Genomic DNA, 22,097 nt, shown 5'->3' with positions numbered 1-22,097 from the left:
GATATGATTACCGTTTTATCAGATAACTTTTCTCTTGTCAATACTTGGATCAACGAACTTCGAAACGTAGATGTACAACAGGACCGTTTACGGTTCCGTCGCAATATGGAACGCATCGGCGAAATTGCTGCCTTTGAAATCAGTAAAGGTTTGGCAACTGAAGAAATTGAAATTACTACGCCCTTAGATCAGCTCAAAGTTACAGAAGTTTCGGTTCAACCCGTAATTACAACCATCTTAAGAGCTGGAGTTCCTTTGTTTCAAGGTATTCTAAATTATCTCGACAAAGCAGATTGTGGTTTTGTTGCAGCTTATCGTAAACACGACGCCAACGATTATTTCTCTATTAAACAGGATTATTTAACCTGTCCAAATATCGATGGAAGACCTTTAATAGTGGCAGATCCAATGTTGGCAACGGGTGCGAGTTTAATTGAAGCCATTAAGCATTTATTAAATCACGGCACTCCATCGCAACTTCATATTGTTGTTGCAATTGCTTCTCAACAAGGAGTCGATACCATTCAAAAAGAATATCCGAATTCAAAACTTTGGGTTGGGGTAATTGATAAAAAATTAACTTCAAAAGGATATATCACGCCAGGATTAGGTGATGCTGGAGATTTGTCTTACGGTGAGAAATTACAGAGATAATGATAATTTCAAAATAAATAAATTATCCTTCTTTTCAGAGGGATAATTTTTTATAGTGATTTCCAACATCCAATATCCAACATCTAATAATTAATCCATCGCCATTACCAACACACTTACTTTATTATTTCCTTCTTTTAAAATTTGCCAAGCCACCGCGCTCATCGTATTTCCAGTGGTAAAAACATCATCAATTAATAGAATATGTTGGTTTGAAATGCTTTTGGTGATTGTAAAAAGATTTTCATTAAAAGTTCTTTGCTCTCTTCGTTTTTGTGCCTGAGCTTTCTTGTAGAAGTTTCTTTTAATTAAATGATGATTGCACGGAATCTTTACATAGGTAGAAAGACGATCTGCAAAGAGATGCAGTTGATTATAGCCACGCTCTTTCTGTTTCTTTGGATGCAGCGGAACGGTTGCTAATAAATCAAATTTTGACTGACTGAAATCTATTTTTTCTAAAGTCCAGTTGGCGATGATTTTACCTATTTTCTCCCGACTGCCGTATTTTAGCTGGTGAATGATCTTTTGACTTGTACTTTCTTCTTCAAACTGCATTAACGCAAAAGCATTTTCGATAGGGAAAAGCAGTCGGCATTTTTCAAGTAAAAGATTGCTTTCAGAATAGTGGTGATGCGTAAAATGAATCTGATCAAAACACAATACGCAAACCACTTCATCGTGATGAATAATTCGATTGCATTCCAGGCAGCGATTCGGGAAAAGTAAGTCCACTAAAAACATACTTAATTTGTTTAATGAAAGTTACGATTTAGTTTTATAAAACCACAAAGTCACAAAAGTTTTTATTTGATGAAAATTGGTTTAAAGTATTTCCTTCCGAATCGTCTTAATCGATTTCTTCATATTTTCATTAAAGATTTCCTTTTCTAATCTTGAGGGTGGAGCTTGTCTAACTTCGCAATCCGGAATACTACAGAATTCGCAAGTAACACCAACATTCACGGTTTTGATCTGATTACTTTTTGCAAATTTTATTTTCTTAAGAGAATTAGAATTCAGTAAAATGCCAACGCAATAACTTCTATTCGTTCCATCAGAAAATGGATTTTTTTGAGATGTTGAAATCACCAAATAAGTTAATCCGCTATCTTTATAATGAGATATTTGAGCGTCGGTTAGTTTCTCATTTCCTTTCAGATTAGTCATGTTCTTCACTGCGATCCAACGTCTGCAATAATGTTCGTTCGTTGCGTTGGCGTGTGGTGCCTGTTGCTGATTCAGATGCAACTCTTTTAAAATCTGAATTTTATCTGAATTTTTCTTCTTCGTAAAACAGAGATAAAACAGATCTTTAATTCCTAATTCCTGTGGTAGAATATTAGTTAAGCGATAATAAAAAGTTTCTGGAGAGTTCGTAAATTCTTCAATTAAATTTTCAAATAGTTCGGGATTCCATTCTGAGTTTTGGAAAAAATCATTCAATTGAGTGGTTAAGATTTCTTTGCGAATCAATAGGCATCCAGCAAAGTAAGAAGCATAATAATTATTCAGAAGTTCTTCGAAACTTGTAAAATCCAGCCAAGAATAAGTGTTTGGACGTGGATTCAAATTCAGAATATTAAAGCCGATTTCTTTTGCCAGAATAAATGTTTTTTGATCTTCATCTAAAAGTTCATTCAGTAAAAGTAGTTTCTTCTCGGGAATATATAGCGATCGTAATTTTCCTGATGCGCCATATTGCTCCAAATCGAGAGATTTAATTTCATATTCAAATTGTTCTTTTAAAATGGATTCAAATTCTGCAGAATGAGGTTTGTTAGAGAGCTTATTTTCTAAAATATAGCTGGTCGCTTTCTCCTCAATTTCCGGAAAATAATTATCGTGTAATTCTTGAAAGCTTCTGATCACCGCAAAGTAAAAACGCTCTTTGCTCAAATTATAATTCTTCGAAATTTCAATTAAGGTATTAATGAAAGCTGTTACTTTTTTCGGTGCATCACTGATAATGCTGATCAAGTTGTTTTTATTAATGCCGAAGAGATCGAGTGGTATTTCTTTAAAAAAGTCAGACTGTAAAATTTCGGTAATCGGCGCTAAACTTTTATCCAGTTTAGTAGAAACCAAGTCGTCATAAGTGCAATTTAATGCTTCGGCCAACTGCGCGATCTTATCGTGTTTCGGATATTTCTTACCATTTTCAATCTCATTTAAATAGGATTTGGAAACGCCTGTTAAATTCGCAAGATCCTGTAAAGAAAAACTCTTCTTTTGTCGGAACTGCTTCATTTTCAATCCGAAAACCGTTTTTATAAAATCACTGTCGCTTGCCATTAATTAAATTTTAATTTATAATATTTCTAAATAGAAGGTGAAATACGATGAATACAAAGGTAAATATAATTAAGCGATTGTTCGCATAATAAATTATAAATAAAATTAGCGAACGTTCGCTATTAGTGAAAGTTTTTGTTTATGTTTGCAGTAGTAAATCATTAAAGTTTATACAAAATGGAAACGGCTACCCAATTTCAAATTCTTCCTCAAGAACAGTACAGCGATATTTTTACGGCTGAATTAGTAAGTTTTCTAAACGAACTTCATTCTAAGTTTAACAGTGAAAGAATTGCGCTTCTTCATTCAAGAACGATGAAACAAGTGGAGTTTGATCATGGCCAACTTCCGAAGTTTTTTCCGGAAACAGCAGAGATTAGAAATGGAACCTGGGTGTGTAATTCACTTCCAAAAGATCTATTAGATAGAAGAGTTGAAATTACCGGACCTGTTGAAAGAAAAATGGTCATTAATGCTTTGAATTCTGGCGCATCAACTTTTATGGCAGATTTCGAAGACAGCAATTCGCCAACTTGGGAAAACTGTATGGAAGGTCAAAGAAATCTTTCCGATGCCATAAACAAAACGATTAGTTTTGAAAATGAGAATGGTAAAAAATATGAATTGGTTGAAAATTTAGCCACTCTTTTAGTCCGTCCGAGAGGTTTGCATTTAGAAGAAAAAAATATTGAATTTAACGGTGAAAAAGCTTCCGGCTCTTTGATCGATTTCGGGATCTACTTTTTTAGAAATGCTAAAAAATTAATTGAGAATGGAAGTGGACCTTATTTTTACTTGCCAAAACTTGAACATTATCAAGAAGCAAAATGGTGGAATAACGTTTTTAAGTTCTCTCAGGATTATTTAGAAATTCCCCAAGGAAAAATCAAAGCCACAGTTTTGATCGAAACTATCACGGCAGCTTTTCAACTCGATGAAATTTTATTCGAATTAAAGGAACACAGTTCCGGTTTGAATTGCGGACGTTGGGATTATATTTTTTCCTACATCAAAAAATTCAGAAATCTGCCTGAATTTTTAGTTCCGGATCGTGATCAGGTGACGATGACCTCACCTTTTATGAGCGCTTATTCCAAAAGAGTGATTCAGGTTTGTCATAAACGAAATGTTCATGCGATGGGCGGAATGGCGGCACAAATTCCCGTGAAAAATAATGAAGAAGAAAACGAAATCGCGTATGCAAAAGTTCGCGCCGATAAAGAAAGGGAAGTTAAAAACGGACATGATGGAACCTGGGTTGCACATCCGGGATTGGTTTCGGTGGCTAAAAAAATCTTCGATGAGTTCATGCCCACTCCAAATCAAATTAATAAAAAATTCGAAAATTATCAGATTTCTGAAGAAAATCTCCTCGAAATTCCAAAAGGAACGATCACCGAAAATGGCGTTAGAAAAAATATTAACGTCGGAATTCTTTACCTCGAATCCTGGTTAATGGGAGTTGGAGCCGCAGCTTTATACAATTTAATGGAAGACGCGGCAACCGCAGAAATCTCCCGAACTCAAATCTGGCAATGGCTGAAAAATGAAGCAAAACTGGAAGACGGAAGAACATTAATGCCCGAAATGGTTTTGACCTGGCAGGAAGAAGAGTTAGAAAAGATCAAAAATTATGTCGGCGAAGAGCGCTACAAAAATGGAAAATTCGAATTAGCAACCGAACTTTTTGATGACCTGATCCTTAATGACAATTTCGCGGAATTTTTGACTTTGAAAGCGTATCAGTTTTTATAAGAGCCGGGAGAAAAGAGCCAAGTAAAAAGTAAAAAGAGACAAGTTTAGGAAAGTTAGAAATTAACTGATAAAAAACTGGGAAATCTTAACCACAAAGTCACAAAGTTTTAATATTAAAGTCATTTATAAAGATCATGAAGGGCGATTTCAAAAATTTGCAATTGCTGAGTGAAACGCCTTTGTGCTCGTAATTTTAGAAGTATAGTATTAAAAAATCTTTGCGTCCATTGCGTTAAAAAGAATAGTCCACAGAAATAACAAAACAAAAACAAAATCGATATGAAAAAGCAAGAACAAATCCAGCAACTGGAAAAAGAATGGTTAGAAAGCCCAAGATGGAATGGTATCAAAAGACCTTATTCCGCAGAAAAAGTATTGAAACTTCGGGGTTCTTATAAACTCGATTACACCATCGCCAAATTAATGTCCGAGAAATTATGGGAAAAATTAAACGCCCAGGATTTCGTGGCAGGTTTAGGCGCCTTAACCGGGAACCAAGCGGTACAGGAAGTTGACGCTGGTTTAGAAGCGATTTATCTTTCTGGTTGGCAGGTTGCAGCCGATGCGAATTTAAGTGGTGAAATGTATCCTGATCAAAGTTTATATCCCGCGAATTCAGTTCCGTCTGTGGTGAAAAGAATCAATAACGCGTTGTTGCGTGCTGATCAAATTCAGTCTGTGAATGAAGTTAAAGCGGAAGATTGCAAAGATTATTTAGTTCCCATCGTTGCTGATGCGGAAGCAGGATTTGGTGGAAACTTAAATGCTTTTGAATTGATGAAACAAATGATCGAAGCCGGTGCAGCCGGAGTTCATTTCGAAGACCAATTATCTTCTGCAAAAAAATGTGGACATCTTGGTGGAAAAGTTTTGGTTCCGACTCAGGAAGCGATCAATAAATTAGTTGCCGCACGTTTGGCAGCCGATGTTTGCGGAGTTCCAACTGTTTTGGTTGCGAGAACAGATGCTGATGCTGCGGATTTATTGACTTCAGATATCGATGATCGCGACAAAAGATTCGTGACTGGAAAAAGAACTACTGAAGGTTTCTACGAAGTGAATAATGGAGTAGAACAAGGTATTGACAGAGGTTTGGCTTATGCACCTTACGCCGATTTGATCTGGATGGAAACTTCAAATCCAGACTTGGATTATGCCAGAAAATTTGCGGAAGGAATTCACGCAAAATTCCCTGGGAAAATGCTGGCTTATAACTGTTCACCTTCTTTCAACTGGGCTGCAAAATTATCAGTTCCCGAAATGGAAACATTCCGTGAGGAGTTAGCCGCAATGGGTTATAAATTCCAGTTCATCACTTTGGCCGGTTTCCATGCTTTAAATACCTCCATGTTTGAGTTGGCTTTAGCTTATAAAGAACGTGGAATGGCAGGTTACAGCGAATTGCAGGAAAGAGAATTCGCTCTACAATCAAAAGGTTTCCGCGCAGTGAAACACCAGAGTTTCGTAGGAACTTCCTATTTTGATGAGGTTCAAACCGTAGTAACCGATGGAAATTCGTCTACAACTGCTTTGGCAGGCTCAACAGAAGCGGAACAGTTTCATTGAGTAAAAGCACAAAAACTCCATAATTTTTATAATTGTTTGAAGTCCTTCCCAGTTTTTGGGGAGGATTTTTTTAAATAAAATCAACTGAAATTTTTCCCCATTGTAAATAGAAATTTAATTACTTTCGGAAACTAAAATAAATCGATGGAAACCGAAAACATTCAGAGTGAATTTCAAGAATTTGAAACTTACGATACGCTTACCGACACAGAGATTTTTACAAAGATCTGGACGGAGCCAAGAAGGGTGCTGAAATACATCAATGAAACAAAATACGAGAAATACTTTTACATCCTATTGTTTTTGGCTGGCGTTTCCGGAGCATTTGATAGAGCTGCTAATAAAAATATGGGCGAGAATGCATCTTTATTTGGCATTGTCGCAGGTTGCGTTATTTTAGGTGGTTTTTTAGGATGGCTAAGTTATTACATTTATGCCGCGCTGCTCAGTTGGACTGGCAAATGGTTAGACGGAAAAGGAAATACAGATTCAATTTATAGAATTTTAGCGTATGCAATGTTCCCATCTGTGGTGTCGCTTCTATTTTTAGCTCCACAAATTGCAGTTTATGGCATCGATCTTTTCCGACAGGATGGAGATTTAGTTAATGCCGGACTTTTTGGAAACATCATATTTTGGAGTTCTCTTTCTTTAGAAGTTGTTCTGGGAATCTTCACCCTTGTTTTTTCTGTAATCGGAATTTCAGAAGTGCAAAAAATATCTATTGGGAAATCGATTTTAAATCTATTGCTTCCATTATTAATAATTGTAGGTCCAATTCTGGTTATTGCATTGATCGTTTATGCTTTTTAAAAAGAAGGTATTTCCACCTTTTTATCTTTTTCAAAAAATTGGTTTTATAGCAAAACTTAAATATTGAATTTGATTACCTTTGCAAAATGATACGCATTACTAAAATTTTCACTTTCGAAACTGCCCACGTTCTCTACAATTACGACGGCAAATGCAAAAATATGCACGGACATTCCTACAAACTATTTGTCACCGTAAAAGGAAATCCGATCAATGATTTAGACCATCCGAAAAATGGAATGGTGGTCGATTTTGGTGACATCAAAAAAATCGTAAAATCCGAAATTCTTAATATTTGGGATCATGCCGTAATGTTGAACGGAACTTCTCCGCACAAACAATTGGGTAAAGATCTGGAGAATCAGGGTCATAAAGTAATTTATTGCGATTACCAACCGACGTGTGAAAATATGTTGTACGATATTGCAGTTAAAATAAAAAAGCAACTCCCAGAAACAGTTTCTCTCGCTTATCTTAAACTTCACGAAACCGAAAACTCTTACGGAGAATGGTTTGCAGAGGATCAAGAGTCAAAATAAAAGAGCCAAGTGAAAAGTAAAAAGAGCCAAGTAAAATAAATAGAAATAAATTATTCCCACACCTCAAATCTCGAAACTTGCAACCCGAACCTCGCAGCATGAAAATCACTTTAGAACAAAATAAAAAAATTTACTTCGCTTCCGATCAGCATTTTGGTGCGCCGACGCCGAAAGAAAGCAAAGTTCGGGAAGAAAAATTTATCCGGTGGTTGGACGAGCTAAAATCCGATGCGCAGGTTTTATTTTTGATGGGCGACTTGTTCGATTTCTGGCATGAATGGAATCATGTAATTCCCAAAGGTTACGTGCGAGTTTTAGGAAAATTAGCAGAGTTGAAAGATTCTGGGATTGAACTTTTTATGTTCGTTGGAAACCACGATCTGTGGATGAAAAATTATTTTGAAGAAGAAATTGGGTGCAAAGTTTTTTTTGACAAACAATATTTCGAAATTAATGGAAAAAACTTTCTGCTCGCGCATGGAGACGGACTTGGTCCAGGTGATAAAGGGTATAAAAGAATGAAAAAATTATTCACCAATCCTTTTGCACAGTGGGCTTTCAAATGGTTGCATCCAGATATCGCGATGAAAATGGCCATCTATTTTTCTACCAAAAACAAAATGATTTCCGGCGAAGAAGACAAAGAATTTTTGGGTGAAGACAAAGAATTTCTTATCATCTATTCCAAAGAAAAACTCAAAACTGAAAAAATAGATTATTTCATTTACGGTCATAGACATTTGCCAATGGTCTTGCCTTTAGAAAATGGAAAAGCGTCCTACATCAACCTCGGTGACTGGATTTCTTACTTCACTTACGGTGAATTTTCTACCGATTTTGAATTGAAGACGTTCGAAAACTAAAATTTGAAGGCATTATCTTTGCCCAGAAGAATCGGTAACGATTTTGGTAAAAAACTTACCGCATTTTAAACTTAATTTATTTTATGAAAAATTTTATTTTCGCATTTGTATTTGCGTTGATCTCGACAACTGCATTCGGTCAAAACACCGAAAAAACGTATCAACTTTCCAGTCATATTCTGGATGTTTCTAAAGGAATGCCCGCTTCTGGAGTGACCATTAAACTGGAAAAATATAACGAAACGAATAAAACCTGGACTTCCGTAGAAGAAAAAGTGACCGACAAAAATGGTCGTGTTCCAGATTTTTTATCAAATGATAAATCGAATTTGGGAATCTACAAATTGACCTATTTTACAAGCGATTACTTCAAAAAAATGAATGAGAAAAGTTTTTATCCGTGGGTTGAAGTAGTTTTCGAAATTACCAATAAAGAACATTATCACGTTCCAATCACGCTTTCAGCGTATGGTTATTCAACGTATAGAGGAAATTAAAAACCGTTTATTCTTCAATTAAAAATTTTCAGGCGGAATTCAATATTTAATTTTGAATTCCGCTTTTCTTTTGGGACTTTTGCAAAATCAAAATATGAACAAGATTTTCAACATAAAAACCGAAGCCGATTTCAAGCACAAATGTTTGGAAACTTTTCAATATCAATATCAAAATATTGAGGTTTATCGGAAGTTTGTCGATTATTTAAAGATCAATCCAAAGGAAATTCAAGAGATAGAGAAAATTCCCTTTCTGCCTATTGAAATGTTTAAAAATCATACGCTTTTAGATAAAAATAAAACGACAGATCTTTATTTTCAAAGTTCTGGAACAACGCAGATGAATCTTTCTAAACATTGGATTGCGGATGAAAATCTGTATCAGGAAAGCATTGAGAAAAGTTTCGAGCAATTTATTGGAAAACCGGAAGATTATATTTTTCTCGGATTGTTGCCAAGTTATCTGGAAAAACAAAATTCGTCCTTAATATATATGGTGGATTTTCTGATGAAGAAATCTGGAAAACCAGAGAATGGATATTTCCTCTATAATCATGAAGAGCTTTATAAAGTTTTAAAGGAGCTTTCAAAGCAAAATGAAAAAGTCATTTTATTCGGAGTTGCTTTTGCTTTGTTGGATTTTCTAGATTTTGCGAAAACAAGTCATCAAATTATCGAATCGTCTGATCAACTCATCATCATCGAAACTGGCGGAATGAAAGGTCGTAAGCAGGAAATGACCAAAGATGATTTGCTGGCTATTTTTCATCAAGGTTTCGGCAGCGATAAAATTTACTCAGAATATTCAATGACGGAACTGCTTTCGCAAGCTTATTCTTTAGGTCAAAATATTTACGAAACTCCAAACTGGATGCGCATTCTCATTAGAAATACAGAAGATCCTTTTTCTTATGTAGAAGCCGGAAGGAATGGCGCAATTAACATCATTGACTTAGCGAACAGATATTCTTGCAGTTTTATTGCGACGCAGGATTTGGGTAGAACATTGACAGATTCTGAGATTCTTCACTTTGGTACAAAAGGTAAAAAAACTAATTCGAATCAGTTTCAAGTGTTGGGAAGAATTGATCATTCCGATATTCGGGGTTGCAGTTTGCTGGTCTCTTAATTAAAATTTCCATGCTTAAAGTAGAAGAACTAACGTATAACTATATTTCGAAATTTTGTGATTTTGAGAAAGATCTGGTTTTGACCAATCATTTCCATTCCGATTGGGAAGCTGATATTTTAATTATTAATGAAGATGGATTCAGTCATGAACTGGAAATTAAGTTTTCAAAAGCTGACTTTAAAAACGATTTCAAAAAGCAATATCAAAATCAGAAAACCAAAGAGCGGTTTCTGAAACATGATAAAATTTCTTGTGGTGATTATCCGTGCAATCAATTCAGTTTTCTTTTGCCACAAGGAATGGTTGAAGCTTATCAAATTCCAGAGCACTGTGGAATTATCGAATTTTATCACAATCCAGATTCTTGGGTTACTAGTTTTGATGAGATCAGAAAACCAACGAAAGTTCATCAGGAACCGTTTTGGAAATTCTTTGATAAAGATTTAATGCTCAGAATAATGGCGAGAAACCTTTATTATAAAAAATTAGAAGTCAAAGGTAAATTCGAGGAATTAATTCTTCCACCGAAGTTTTTGTCCAGGAAATAAAAATATTTACGAACGGTTTACCTTACAATACTTTGGTTAAAGAGCTTCAGTAATTTTTTGAAAATTCATACCTTTACCTAAATTGAAATCGTATGAACTTTAAAAAATATAAGATCATGTTCTGGTCTGCTGGAATACTGATCGCCCTTTTCTTAGCTTATTTTCTTTATCAAATGACGCAAAGTGAATCCATTAATTCGATGATGACGTTGATCATGTTATTGTTAGGATTAGTTTTGGGTGGAATTATTGCCTTCTTGATTTCCAATAAAATGAGTGCGGCGCCGGTTGTTATTACCGAAAGTTCTCATACGATCGCGGAAAGCATGCGCAAGGTTTTCAAAGTAGTTTCGGCGGAAGGTCATTTCAATGAAATCTACAATTACGAGGAAACGACCAAAATATTTAATTTTATTCCTTCAAAAAAGAAAGCACTGGTTATTGTTCAGGCAAAAGTTTTGGTAGGCTATGATTTTGAAAAATTTCAATGGGAAGTTGATGAAGTGAACCGAAAAGTAAAGTTGCTGAATTTTCCCGCACCACAAATAATTTCGACCGAAACCGATTATAAATATTATAATATTGAAGAGCAGTTTTTCAATCTTTTCAGCAAAGATGATTTGGCAAAAATTCAACAGAACGGAAAACGCCAGGTGATTGAAGCCGCTAAGAAATCCCATTTACCTGAAGTCGCTGCTGAACAAATGCGAACTTTGCTCACCGAACTTTTAGCGGGAAAAAATTTCTTCTTAGAAAATGCCAACGCCATCTCAGAAAGCAAAAATCAAATTGAATATAATTCTATAAACATCACGGATACTTCTCAGACAAAGGCTATTTTGTAATCGTTATTTGATTATGAATCAGATGATAAACAATAAAAATAAATAGAGGCTTCATGATGAAGTTTTACTATTTTTACATTCTTAAAATAATTTGAACATGAAATATTTTTACACGCTTTTTTTAGCTTTGATCCTTCCGTTTTTTGCGGTCGCTCAGCAAAATATCACCTATGCGGTCAACCCTGCCACTTTTAATGAAACTGAAGCAATTACGCTTACTTTTACGGTAAACGAAACCGCATTTGGAGTTGCAACCTCTCACGCTCTTTATCTTTGGGCCTGGTCGGTTGATTCTAATAATTCGCAAGTTGACGCTCCCACCAATGGAGCGTGGACTGCTTCAAATGCAGCGAATAAATTGACTTACGTTTCGAGCTCAGGCGGAGTCGGGACTTATACTTTCACCATGAACACGGTGAAGTCCTTTTACGGAAACCGCGCTAATCCTCTTATTAGAATTGGGATGTTGGTGAAAACAATTAATGGCGGCGTTCAATCACAGGATATCTTAATTAATGTCGGAAAATTCCAGTTTAATTTAACCAATCCAGTTGAAGGCAGTACCAATGTGGTGACTTCGGGAACTGTTTTGAATATCATAGGAACTTCATCTTTACCTGCGAATTATGTTGTGAAAGCAAATGGAAATCCAGTATATACGAGTTCTACTGCAGGTACGACTTTGAATTTTCCTTATACGGTCACTCAAGATGCAACGATGGAAGTGATTGCTACGGACGCTGTTGGCGGAACCATAGTGAGTAAAACTTTTACAGTTGCCCTTTCAATTCCGGTAACTGTTGCGGCAATTCCAGCGTACATGAGACAGGGAATTACGTACGATCCAGCAGATCCAACCAAGGTTGGCCTGGCAATTTATGCACCTTTAAAAGCATCTGTTCACGTGATCGGAAGTTTTAATAACTGGGCAGTAAGTGCTAATTATTTAATGAAAAGAGATACCACCAATCCTGATTTGTATTGGTTGGAAGTTACAGGTTTAACGCCGCAGCAGGTTTATACTTTTCAGTACAGAACCGCCGACGGGATTAAAGTAGCAGATCCTTTTTCAACTTTAGTTTTGTCACCAGATGATGATCCTTGGATTAATCAATACGCAAACGTTTATCCTAATTTGCCGGTTTACCCAGCGGGACAAAGCTTTGATGTTTCTGTGATTCAAACGGCGAAACCAGCTTATAACTGGACGGTTTCTAATTTTACGAAGCCAGCGAAAGAAAATTTGATCGTCTATGAATTATTGGTGAGAGACTTCACGGCAGAAAGAACCTGGCAATCGCTGATTGATAAAATTTCCTATTTAAAATCATTGAATATCAATGCGGTAGAATTAATGCCGGTAATGGAATTTGATGGAAATAATTCTTGGGGTTACAACACAGGATTTCATAATGCTTTAGATAAAGCGTACGGAACTCCAGAAAAATTTAAAGAGTTTATCGACTTATGTCACCAAAACGGAATCGCCGTGATTCTGGATATTGCCTTAAATCATGCCACAGGAAGAAGTCCATTGACCAGAATGTGGATGATCGATCCGGATGGTGATGGTTATGGAGAGCCGGCAGCGAATAATCCGTATTTCAATCAGGTTGCAAAACACTCTTACAGTGTATTTAATGACTTCAACCATTCTACATCGGCTACCAAATATTATGTGAACAGAGTATTGGAGCAGTGGATCAAAGAATATAAAGTGGATGGTTTCCGTTGGGATTTAACGAAAGGATTTACCCAGAATTGTACCGCTGGCGATGATGCTTGCACGAATAAATATCAGCAGGACCGTGTCAATATTTTAAAAGGATATGCTGATTACCAATGGAGTTATGATCCTACTTCTTTCATTATTTTCGAACATTTAGGAACTGATTCTGAAGAAGCACAATGGGCGAATTATAAAGTTGCGGAGGGAAAAGGCGTAATGATGTGGGATAAAGAAACTGGTCCTTACAACCAAAATACAATGGGATTTGCTCCAAATAGTAACTTTAACAGAGTGAATTATCAGGCACATGGCTTTCAACAGAGAAGAGCAGTGAGTTATGGTGAAAGTCATGATGAAGAAAGATTGATGTACAAGAATATCAACTTCGGTAATTCAACTTCGGGATATAGTGCTAAGGATCTGGCGAACGCTTTAGAAAGACAAAAAGCCTACGGTGCAGTTTTCTTAACCGTGCCAGGCCCGAAAATGATTTGGCAGTTTGCAGAATTAGGTTTCGATAAAAGTATCTATACTTGCGAAAATGGAACCGTTAATACCGAGGATGATTCAATTCCCGGTGACTGTAAATTAGATAAGAAACCATCAGCATTTGGATTGTCTTATGATACCAATGCCGCCAGAAAATCAGTTTATGATACTTGGGCAAAAATTCTTTCTTTGAGATTATCAAACGACGTTTTCAATACGACTACCTTCACTGTAGAATCCGGAAACTTGATGCCGAGATTGTTTATCTATAATAATTCTAGTTCAAGTGCCTTGAAAAATGTGGTGGTCTTAGCCAACTTCACTTTGACTTCTCAAAATATTGTTCCTGATTTTCCTTACGTTGGAGATTGGGTGAATTTAATGGATAACAGTTCTGTATCTGTAACGAGCACAACTACACCGATCACCATTGAACCAGGTGGATTCAGAATTTTCGGAAACGCGGCGGGTTTAGGAACTGATGAAGTGAGTGGAAGTAAGAACTCTGTATCTTTGAAATTAACACAGAATCCAGTTACCAACGGAAACGCAAATATTCGATATACCAATGCGAAGAACGGAACGATCGCAATCTATGATCTTGCCGGAACTTTGGTGAAAACGGTAAAAGCATCTAAAGATAATGGTGATGATACCATTTCTATCAACGGATTAAAAGCCGGGATTTATTTAATTCAATTGAAATCTGAAAAAGGAGTTGCAGTCACAAAAATGATTGTGAAGTAATTTTTTTTCCAATAAAATGAAGAACGGTTTGCAGTAAATGCGAACCGTTTTTTTTGTTTAATAATGAAAATTTTTCGGCGTATGTTTAATATAATCCGTTAGAACTTTTTGCTGCTGTACATTTCCAATCTCTACCAATTTTTGATATTGGGTAGCATTGCGCAAATAGATTTTCTGAAAGATCTGATTTCCTTTGACCACTATTTTTGGGAAAACTGAAAATGCTTTCGCAGGTTTTGGAATTTGAAGTCGCTTATTAATTTCTTCATCCAATAAAAACCAGTTCATGCTTTGATGTAGATTCTTCAACATTTTCCGCTGAAAGGAATGTTTGTAAATGGTGTTTTCTAAATTTTCATTGAGTAAGGCTTTTGTCAATTGCGCAGAATCGTCGTCGCCTTCATCCTGAATCGTTGTCCACCAATAAAATTGTTCAACGGCTTGATGGCGGTCATTGGGCAAATAGTCCACTGGAATTCCCAACAGATATCCAATATATTTCCAAAGATGAAAAAGTCCTTTTTCTTCGTCGTCCGAAATGATAATTCCCAGTTTTTTTAAACCCTGCATAAATACCAGTGAAAATCCAGTATAGGTTGCGATCATATCCCAGGAATTAATCGGTTCGCCCCAGTTTTGATAATCCCATTGTTCGGTTTTTTCTTTGATTTTTAAACGCGCGTAGGAATGCATTAACCTCGTTCTTACGATCAACTGATAAGCTTCGGAGTTTGGTTGTAAAGCACTTTCTCTTGTGACATTTACCCAAAATTCTAAAGTGTCTTTTAAGCGTTTTACAGCACCTTTCTTTAACGCTTCGGTGAAGATCAAAGGTTTGCTGATGTAAGCGAAATCATAACCGCCCATTAAAGTAAAATCGCGTAGAATCATTAAACCGTTTGCGCCAGTTCTCATGCAGAATCTTGCTCCTTTGTTGGCTAAATCTTTATCGAACCAATGAGGAGTTTCTTGAAGTTGCAAAAAAAGTTTCTTTACATTTTCTGATGCATCGTCATTTTCAGTGATCGGTTGTTTTGAATACTTGTGAATGATTGCACTCGCTTCTTTATAATTAAGTTTCAAATAGGTTTCTTTCACCACTTCGTCTCCCAATTCATCAACTTGATGGTAGAGTGGAGCGTACTTTTGAAAAGTTTGAGAGTCAGGAATTATGTCTGCCCAATCGAGCAACTCCTTTCCGTTTCCATGTTCCCAGAAATTTTTGAAGTGAGTGGCGTTGTGGAATTTTGGTGTCATCGTTTTTTATAAAGGGATCAGTTTAACGCAAAGATCCAAAGGTTTTTAAATAAGATGCTTGTCAAATTACTGACGCAAAGGCAAACTTATATTTTTGATTAATTAAATTGGTTTTTGACTTTATTAAGATACGGATTTCTTTCTACAATTTTTAAACCAATTTTGTTGCTATAACTACCTTGCAATAGGGATTGTAATGGAAATCCTTTTTTGAAAAAAAAGATTGTAATGAAAAGCTCGACCCGAGCGGCTGGATAAGCAAGGCGAGGGGATTGCCCAAATTACCGCACAAAAAAACCTCCCGAAATTCGAGAGGTATATATTGCTCATTAGTTATTACTAATTGCTTATTTCCTATAGAGAAGCAGAATGTACCAACAAATCAGCTAATTTGTTAGAGTATCCCATTTCGTTGTCATACCAAGAAACGATTTTCACGAATTGTGGAGATAACATTATTCCAGCGTCTTTATCGAATACCGAAGTTCTTTTCTCTCCTACGAAATCCTGAGAAACTACCGCGTCTTCAGTGTATCCTAAAATTCCTTTTAGTTCCCCTTCTGAAGCGGCTTTCATTGCCTGACAGATTTCTTCGTAAGAAGTTGGTTTTTCTAATCTTACTGTTAAGTCAACTACAGAAACGTCTGCTGTTGGCACTCTGAAAGACATTCCTGTTAATTTTCCGTTTAGGGAAGGAATTACTTTTCCTACTGCTTTTGCAGCACCTGTAGAAGAAGGAATGATGTTGTTCAAAGCAGAACGTCCACCTCTCCAATCTTTCATTGATGGTCCGTCAACTGTTTTTTGAGTCGCAGTAGTTGCGTGAACAGTGGTCATTAAACCTTCTACAATTCCGAAATTGTCGTGCATTACTTTTGCAATCGGCGCCAAACAGTTGGTGGTACAAGAAGCGTTAGAGAAAATTTTGATATCGTCTGTCAATTCTTTGTGATTCACCCCCATTACAAACATTGGCGTATCATCTTTGGATGGAGCAGAAAGAACTACTTTCTTAGCACCAGCAGTGATGTGAGCTTGAGCAGATTCTTTAGAAAGGAATAGACCTGTAGATTCTACGATATATTCTGCACCTACTTCGTTCCATTTTAGGTTGTTAGGATCTCTTTCAGCAGTTACTCTGATTCTGTTTCCATTAACGATAAGGTCATTTCCTTCGACAGAAACTTCACCGTTAAATTGACCGTGTACTGAATCATACTTTAGCATATACGCCATGTATTCGGCATTGATAAGGTCGTTGATTCCTACAACTTCGATGTTTTCTCTTTCGGCCATTGCTCTGAAAACAAGACGACCAATTCTACCGAATCCGTTGATTCCTACTTTGATTTTTGACATAATTTCTATTTTAAAATTAGATTTGTTATTGAATTAAATTGATAAGATCTCTGAAATTTTCAGTAGATCCTGATCGAGTTCATTGTGTTTTTTTACCGCTTCTTCAATGTCGGTATAAACCATTCTATTGGACTGCATTCCCACCATCACGTTGGTTTTGCCCTCCATTAATCCGATGACGGCACCATATCCTAATCTGCTCGCCAACACGCGGTCTGCACAACTTGGTGATCCTCCTCTTTGGATATGTCCTAAAACGGCAACTCGAATATCATAACTTGGGAAACCATTTTGCGTTGCTTTGGCAATATCGTAAATGCTACCCAATTTTTCACCTTCTGCAACAACAACGATACTTGAAGCTTTTCCGGCTTTTTCTGCTCTTTCAAAAGTGGCAAAAAGTTCGTCGATGCTGTCTTTCTTTTCTGGAATTAAAATACCAATTGCGCCAGTTGCCAAACCACTATTTAAAGCGATAAATCCAGCGTCACGTCCCATTACTTCCACAAAAAATATTCTGTTATGAGAAGTGGCGGTATCTCTGATTTTATCGATGGCTTCCATAGCCGTATTTAAAGCCGTGTCATATCCAATGGTATTATCGGTACCGAAAATATCATTATCAATGGTTCCGGGAACTCCGATCACTTGAATACCGAATTCTTCGTTAAACACTTTCGCACCTCTAAAAGTTCCATCTCCACCGATACAAACCATTCCGTCGATACCGTGTTTCTGACAATTTTCAAAAGCTTTTTTTCTACCAGCTGGTGTTTTAAATTCTAAAGATCGGGCAGATTTTAAAATCGTACCACCTTCTGTAATAATATTTTTAACGGATCGAGGTCCCATTCTGGTAAAATCATCATTGATCAAACCATTAAAACCTTCTCGTACTCCGTAACATTCTATTTTGTAGTGACTTGCAGTTCTAACAACCGCTCTCAAAGCTGCGTTCATTCCAGGGGCATCTCCACCTGAGGTGAGAACTACAATCTTTTTCACTGCACTTTCTTTCATAGTTAAAAATTTCAGCACAAATTTACGAAATCTCCATCAATTATGTAAGGCTTTAGGGTATGAGATTTAACCGTTTTTAAAATTTTGATTAATATCTTTTTTTCGTTAATAAAAGTTCATTTTGCTTTTTCTTTCTTTTCGTTTAAAATTCCTAAGTTTGCAAAATGTTGAGAAATAAGAAAAGCCAGAAATTTTTAGCATCGCTGTTTACGGCGGTCTATCTTTTCGTGGCGTTATTTTCTCAAATTTTTCACGATCATGGAAGTGGCGAAGTTTTTAAGGACTTTCATTTTACTAAAGTTGATAAAACTTTTACGAATTCTTCTGACGCAGTACATTACGCAGATTGTTTGTCCTGTCATATTTTGCATGAAGGAAAGTACATTAATTCCCAGGAGTTTTTCTTTTCCGCAATTTCAGTTGAAGATTTTCACGTAGAGATTTTTACGAATGAAAAAGCCTTTCTCAAGCTTTCACTCTTCAATTTTCATGTACGCGGTCCACCTGCACTTTTCATTTAAAAACAGCTTAGTTTTTTCGAAAGTAATATTAAAGAATTGATTTTCAGTTTTTTAAATATTCTTGTTTTTTTATTCTTAAACTTAATTAAATGAAATTTACTTTAAATATCATCGCAATCTTTTTTGGATTGCTCTTTACCAACGCACAAACTACTTTTACAGTCAAAGGAAAAGTGATCGATTTTCACGATAAAATCCCTTTGAAAGACGCTAAAATTACCATCGGAACATTAATTCAGATTTCAGATGCCAAGGGCAACTTTATTTTTAAAACGGTACCAAAAGGAAGTTATACGCTTATCGCAAACCATCCAGATTGTGATGCGATTTCGGAAGATCTGAATGTCCATAAAGATCTGGAAATTACGCTTCAACTCGAACATCACATTGAAGATATCGAAACCATTACGCTGCACGGAACGCATAAAAATGCTAATTCATTAATCGTAAAATCTTTAGATAGAACGGAAATTGACCGAAATTCTACCGAGAATTTAGGTAATATCTTATCCAGTATTTCAGGTGTTGGCGCTCTGAAAAGTGGAAATAATATTGCGAAACCGATTATCCACGGATTGTATGGAAGTAGAGTTCCGATTATCAATAACGGCGTGAAAATGGCCGAACAGGAATGGGGTGTTGAACATGCACCGAATATTGACGTCAATCAATTTGATCATGTCGATGTCATTAAAGGAGCTTCTGCTTTAAAATATGGAAGTGACGCTATTGGTGGAGTGGTTGTTTTGGAACCTCAAATTTTTAAAAGAAAAGATACCATCCAGGGAAGTGTCAATCTTGCCGGAATTTCAAATGGTCAAGGAGTTGGACTGGGAATTAATTTATTGAAAACCTGGGAAAATGGTTGGGCCATAAAAACGACTGGTGGATTTAAGAAATTAGGTGATTTAAAAACGCCGGATTATAACCTGATGAATACCGGTTTGCAAAATCAATCGTTCAGTTTTACGGTTCAAAACAATACTTTTTTACAGGGAATCTCTTTTGATTACAGCGTGACTGATTCTGAACTTGGAATTTATAGAGGTTCTGATTTGGGGAATTTGGAAGATTTTTACAAAGCTTTAACTTCGGATATTCCTATTTACGAAAGAGATTTTTCTTATCAAATTAATAATCCGAAACAGGATGTTCAGCATCATATTGCCAAGATCTCAGCTTTTAAACGATTTGAAAATCTAGGGAAAGTTTCGGTGGACTATAACTTTCAATACAATCACAGAAAGGAATATGATGTAAGACGAGGCGAACTCGCTGAAATTCCATCTTTGGATCTGGAATTATATACGAATCAGTTTAACATCAATGATTTTATCGAGCGTCAATACTGGAGTTTAGAAACCGGAATTGATTTAAAATACCAGTTTAATTATTCTACTCCGGAAACGCAGGCGAGAAGATTGGTTCCGAATTATGATCAATATGCGGGCGGAGTTTATTCCGTTTTTAAATATAAGCTGACGCCAGAATTGAATGCAGAAGCAGGATTGCGATATGATATTACCAAATATGAAGTCAAAAAATGGTATGATCTAAGCGACTGGGAAAACCTGTATGTAAAGGATTTCTCTCAGTTTTATGTGAAGACGGACGGGAACCGTGTTTTTACCAAACCGAATTTAACCTTCAAAAACTTATCATTTAATGCTGGTTTGGATTATCAGCCTTCGAAAAATTTAGATATCAAATTTAATTATGCAAAAGTTGGACGAACGCCCAATATTGCAGAGCTTTTTGCGGATGGATTACATCATTCTGCCGCGATCATTGAAGTGGGAAATATGGGAATTCAGAATGAAGATGGAAATCAATTCAATTTAAATATCGATGGAAAACTGAACGTTTTAGATGGTTTAAGAGTTACCGTAAATCCTTATTTATTCATTACCAAAAACTTTATCACCGAAATCCCGACTGGAATTCAGAATACCATTCGTGGCGTATTTCCAGTGTGGTCTTACAAACAGATCGATGCGAAAATGTACGGACTAGACGTTGACGCGCAGTTGAAACTAAATGATCACTTTGAATATCGTGGGAACTTCTCTTACATCAATGGTGAAGATCAAACGAATGATCAACCACTAATTATGATGGTTCCAACGAATTTCACCAACAGTCTGGAATTTAAAAATGAGCAATGGAAAAATTTCTATTTCAAAGTTCAGCAACAAACGTTCTTACAGCAAAAAAGATTTCCAGTTTACAATCCAACCATTAATATTTTTGAAAACGGAGTAGACGTGGAGAAAAGTTTGGATCTTTCTACGCCGCCGCCGACTTATACTTTGTGGAGTGTGCAAACCGGTTTCGACTTTAATAAACATTTTACGGCAGGTTTAAATGTGACCAATCTTTTTGATACCAACTATAAAGATTACCTGAACAGAATGCGTTATTTCTCTTATGAAATGGGCAGAAATATCATTTTCAATGTTAAATATAACTTCTAAAATTCTTTAAAAATGAAATCATTAATTCAACTAAAATATATCGTCTTTTTATTAATAACTGTTTTTGCAATTAGTTGCAGCCGCGCTGATGAAGATGATGACGTTCTTTCGCAAGAAGATATTTCAAATATCATTTTGAATGTAAAAGACGACGCATCCGGAATTACTCAGACTTATAATTACACGGTCAATTCTACAGCAAATCCAGATATTAAATTAACGGATGGAAAAACCTACACTGTCAATGCTGTTTTCCTCAATGGAAATCAAGACGAAACAGAAAGTATCAAAGAAGCTAAGGATGAACATTTCTTATTATTCGACTTTCAAAATTCTACTATCAATTTAGAAAGGATTGACGACGAATCATCTATTAGAACTGATGGAAATAAAGTTGGTCTTATTACAAAATGGACCGTAATCAAAGCGAAAAACGGAATGAATCCACAATTGGTTCTCACCGTAATTCACGATGCAGTATCTGTAGACGAGGCTCAAAATGGTAGCGAATTCGGTTCTGTAATCGGTGGTGAAACCGATGCGATGGCGACTTACAGTATTTCTAATTAATATCCATTGAATACAAATAAAGTTAAGGAAAGTTAACTTTTTAATGCTTTTTAAATAATCAAAAAAAAATTCCTATTTTTGCAACCTAAATTTTCAATATATTACAATGAACGTTACAGCGACCAACCATGACGAAGTAAGTGCGTTACTTACCGTTACTTTAGATAAGTCAGATTATAAAGAGAAAGTTGAAAAACAACTGATCAACTATGCAAAGAATGCACAAGTTCCTGGATTTAGAAAAGGGAAAGTGCCATTAAGCATGGTTAGAAAGCAATATGAAGCAGGAATCGCTTTTGAAGAAATCAACAAACAGGTTTCTGAAGGGTTGAATAATTATGTGACTGAAAACAAATTGAGATTGGTCGGTCAGCCGGTTCCACAACCAGTTGATGCAATGGATCACAACGCAGAATCACTTTCT

Annotated in this window: 20 protein-coding genes; 15 read left to right on the top strand and 5 right to left on the bottom strand. The window is 36.1% G+C overall.

Annotated features, from left to right (window positions below; genetic code table 11):
* Positions 1-3: 3 nt before the first annotated feature.
* Positions 4-654: a uracil phosphoribosyltransferase gene (upp, locus tag ACEYOS_RS12330; protein ID WP_373708934.1), complete on the top strand. Its 651-nt coding sequence runs from the start codon at positions 4-6 to the stop codon at positions 652-654.
* A gap of 90 nt (positions 655-744) precedes the next feature.
* Here upp and ACEYOS_RS12325 read toward each other — a convergent pair whose 3' ends face one another.
* A complete protein-coding gene (locus ACEYOS_RS12325) occupies positions 745-1,398 on the bottom strand; it encodes a ComF family protein (RefSeq protein ID WP_373708935.1) in 654 nt (217 codons plus the stop codon).
* An 81-nt stretch (positions 1,399-1,479) separates the two neighbouring features.
* Complete coding sequence (locus ACEYOS_RS12320) at positions 1,480-2,949, bottom strand: helix-turn-helix domain-containing protein (protein ID WP_373708936.1); 1,470 nt, start codon at positions 2,947-2,949, stop codon at positions 1,480-1,482.
* Between the two features lie 177 nt (positions 2,950-3,126).
* Between ACEYOS_RS12320 and aceB the strand changes: the two genes are divergently transcribed.
* The 10 genes from aceB (at position 3,127) to ACEYOS_RS12270 (ending at position 14,472) form a co-directional block, all read left to right on the top strand.
* A complete protein-coding gene (gene aceB, locus ACEYOS_RS12315) occupies positions 3,127-4,704 on the top strand; it encodes a malate synthase A (RefSeq protein ID WP_373708937.1) in 1,578 nt (525 codons plus the stop codon).
* A 273-nt stretch (positions 4,705-4,977) separates the two neighbouring features.
* On the top strand, positions 4,978-6,270 hold the full coding sequence (gene aceA / locus ACEYOS_RS12310; RefSeq protein ID WP_373708948.1) for an isocitrate lyase: 1,293 nt from the start codon (positions 4,978-4,980) through the stop codon (positions 6,268-6,270).
* Between the two features lie 144 nt (positions 6,271-6,414).
* Positions 6,415-7,083: a Yip1 family protein gene (locus ACEYOS_RS12305; RefSeq protein WP_373708938.1), complete on the top strand. Its 669-nt coding sequence runs from the start codon at positions 6,415-6,417 to the stop codon at positions 7,081-7,083.
* 86 nt (positions 7,084-7,169) lie between these two features.
* Positions 7,170-7,622, top strand: coding sequence for a 6-pyruvoyl tetrahydropterin synthase family protein (locus tag ACEYOS_RS12300; protein WP_373708939.1), 453 nt, complete (start codon positions 7,170-7,172; stop codon positions 7,620-7,622).
* A 98-nt stretch (positions 7,623-7,720) separates the two neighbouring features.
* Entirely contained in the window at positions 7,721-8,485 is a 765-nt protein-coding gene (locus ACEYOS_RS12295; protein WP_373708940.1) for a UDP-2,3-diacylglucosamine diphosphatase, read from the top strand.
* Positions 8,486-8,568: 83 nt separating this feature from the next.
* Positions 8,569-8,982: a hydroxyisourate hydrolase gene (uraH, locus tag ACEYOS_RS12290; protein WP_373708941.1), complete on the top strand. Its 414-nt coding sequence runs from the start codon at positions 8,569-8,571 to the stop codon at positions 8,980-8,982.
* 94 nt (positions 8,983-9,076) lie between these two features.
* Entirely contained in the window at positions 9,077-10,111 is a 1,035-nt protein-coding gene (locus tag ACEYOS_RS12285; protein ID WP_373708942.1) for an acyl transferase, read from the top strand.
* 11 nt (positions 10,112-10,122) lie between these two features.
* On the top strand, positions 10,123-10,662 hold the full coding sequence (locus ACEYOS_RS12280) for a hypothetical protein (RefSeq protein ID WP_373708943.1): 540 nt from the start codon (positions 10,123-10,125) through the stop codon (positions 10,660-10,662).
* 92 nt (positions 10,663-10,754) lie between these two features.
* Positions 10,755-11,507, top strand: coding sequence for a DUF4230 domain-containing protein (locus ACEYOS_RS12275; RefSeq protein WP_373708944.1), 753 nt, complete (start codon positions 10,755-10,757; stop codon positions 11,505-11,507).
* Positions 11,508-11,604: 97 nt separating this feature from the next.
* On the top strand, positions 11,605-14,472 hold the full coding sequence (locus ACEYOS_RS12270; RefSeq protein ID WP_373708945.1) for an alpha-amylase family glycosyl hydrolase: 2,868 nt from the start codon (positions 11,605-11,607) through the stop codon (positions 14,470-14,472).
* A gap of 57 nt (positions 14,473-14,529) precedes the next feature.
* Here ACEYOS_RS12270 and ACEYOS_RS12265 read toward each other — a convergent pair whose 3' ends face one another.
* From ACEYOS_RS12265 to pfkA, 3 genes are all read right to left on the bottom strand, one after another.
* Positions 14,530-15,339 carry an oxygenase MpaB family protein gene (locus tag ACEYOS_RS12265; protein ID WP_373739292.1) on the bottom strand — a complete coding sequence of 270 codons (810 nt, stop codon included), beginning with the start codon at positions 15,337-15,339 and terminating at the stop codon, positions 14,530-14,532.
* 744 nt (positions 15,340-16,083) lie between these two features.
* Positions 16,084-17,088, bottom strand: coding sequence for a type I glyceraldehyde-3-phosphate dehydrogenase (gap, locus tag ACEYOS_RS12260; protein ID WP_373739290.1), 1,005 nt, complete (start codon positions 17,086-17,088; stop codon positions 16,084-16,086).
* A 33-nt stretch (positions 17,089-17,121) separates the two neighbouring features.
* Entirely contained in the window at positions 17,122-18,108 is a 987-nt protein-coding gene (gene pfkA / locus ACEYOS_RS12255) for a 6-phosphofructokinase (protein ID WP_373709838.1), read from the bottom strand.
* Between the two features lie 164 nt (positions 18,109-18,272).
* Between pfkA and ACEYOS_RS12250 the strand changes: the two genes are divergently transcribed.
* The 4 genes from ACEYOS_RS12250 to ACEYOS_RS12235 form a co-directional block, all read left to right on the top strand.
* Positions 18,273-18,629 carry a hypothetical protein gene (locus ACEYOS_RS12250; protein WP_373709837.1) on the top strand — a complete coding sequence of 119 codons (357 nt, stop codon included), beginning with the start codon at positions 18,273-18,275 and terminating at the stop codon, positions 18,627-18,629.
* Between the two features lie 89 nt (positions 18,630-18,718).
* Positions 18,719-21,103 (top strand): TonB-dependent receptor, encoded by a 2,385-nt coding sequence (locus ACEYOS_RS12245; RefSeq protein ID WP_373709836.1) that lies wholly within the window; start codon positions 18,719-18,721, stop codon positions 21,101-21,103.
* A 12-nt stretch (positions 21,104-21,115) separates the two neighbouring features.
* Positions 21,116-21,673, top strand: coding sequence for a hypothetical protein (locus ACEYOS_RS12240; protein WP_373709835.1), 558 nt, complete (start codon positions 21,116-21,118; stop codon positions 21,671-21,673).
* Between the two features lie 106 nt (positions 21,674-21,779).
* Positions 21,780-22,097: trigger factor (locus ACEYOS_RS12235; protein ID WP_373797586.1), on the top strand; the 318-nt coding region annotated here is incomplete at its 3' end.

Source organism: Kaistella sp. (assembly GCF_041824135.1).
Taxonomy (GTDB): domain Bacteria; phylum Bacteroidota; class Bacteroidia; order Flavobacteriales; family Weeksellaceae; genus Kaistella.
The sequence above is the reverse complement of the archived record's forward strand: the minus strand, read 5'-3'. Positions and strand labels throughout refer to the sequence as shown.